At 73.5% G+C, this 1324-nt stretch carries 2 protein-coding genes; both read right to left on the reverse strand.

What is annotated here, in order from left to right; translation table 11 throughout:
* Positions 1-311, reverse strand: a 311-nt coding sequence (locus tag Q1K57_RS03795) for an NAD(P)-binding protein (RefSeq protein ID WP_300079146.1), incomplete at its 3' end; no start/stop codon positions are given.
* Positions 311-1324: FAD-dependent oxidoreductase (locus tag Q1K57_RS03800; protein ID WP_300079149.1), on the reverse strand; the 1014-nt coding region annotated here is incomplete at its 5' end. The genes Q1K57_RS03795 and Q1K57_RS03800, both read right to left, overlap by 1 nt.

A 1324-nucleotide genomic window follows, 5' to 3' on the forward strand; every position in this document is an offset into this window, starting at 1 on the left:
GGCGAGGTGACCTCGAGCGCACCGTCCGGCGTCCAGCCGGTGACCATCGCCCTCGTGACGATGTCGGCGCCGGCCGACACCGCCCGGTCGGTCAGGATGCGGGCGTAGCGCGGCCCGGACGTGAACCGCCGCAGGTCCCGGATCCCGTAGCCGGGATGGAAGCAGTGCCGGGGGATGCCGCCGGGCTCGGCCTCCCGGTCGAGGACGAGGACGTCGCCCCTCAGCGTCCGGGCGAGGTCGGCGGCGGCGGCCAGACCGGACGGCCCGGCGCCGACGATGGCCACGGCGGGGGTGCGGGTGGGAATGGTCATCACCGGGCCTCCTTCGTGGCCTCGTCGAGGAGCGCCTTCACCGCTGCGCCGCAGAAGAACCCCTGGCAGCGGCCGTTCATGGCGCGGGTGCGCCGCCGCAGCGCCCCCTGGTCGCGGGCCGGGACCACGCTGTGGCAGGCGTCCCGGATCTCGCCCCTGGTGACCCGCTCGCAGAAGCACACCACCTCGCCGTACGCGGGGTCGTGGGCGATCAGCACGTCGTCCTGGTAGGGACGCAGCGCGTGCTCGCCGATGTTCGGCAGCCGCGGCGGCGCCGGCAGGTCGGTGCGCCGTTCGAGTTCGAGCCCGGCCTCGGCCAGCAGCCCCGTGACGTGCTCGGCCACCGCCATGCACGACGTCAGGCCGGTCGACCGGATGCAGCCGGCGACCAGGTAGCGCTGCCCGGCGTCCGCCTCGATCAGGTAGTCGGAGCGGTCGTGGGCCGCGCGCAGGCCGGCGTACGCCGCGGTGACCTCCTCCCCCGCCAGGCTCGGCATGAGCCCTTCCGCCTTGTGGAAGAGGAAGTCGAAGCCGTCCTCGGTGGTGCTGGTGTCCAGCCGGTCGGTCATGTCCTCCGCGGTCGGGCCGACCATCACGTTGCCGTAGATGGTCGGGCTGACCAGCACGCCCTTGCCGAGCTTGCTCGGCACCGGCAGCACGATCACCGGCACCCTGGGACGGGACAGCTTGTCGAAGACCAGCAGCTCGCCACGGCGTGGGTTGAGGTGGAACCGGTCGAAGCCGAACAGTGCGTCGATCGTGTCCCCGCCGAGGCCGGCGGCGTTCACCAGCCACCTCGTCCGCAGCTGCCCGCGGTTGGTGCTCACGATCGTGACGTCGCCCTCGACCGCGACCCCCTCCACCGCGGTGTTCAGGTGCAGCGCCGCGCCGCGCTGGACGGCGTCCGTCGCCAGCGCGAGCGTCGTCGACCACGTGCAGATGATCGACTCGTCCGGCACCCGCAGCCCGCCGAGCGCGCCCGGCCCGAGATCGGGGACGGTGGCGTACACGCA

The organism is Propioniciclava sp., assembly GCF_029977985.1.
Classification (GTDB): domain Bacteria; phylum Actinomycetota; class Actinomycetes; order Propionibacteriales; family Propionibacteriaceae; genus Propioniciclava.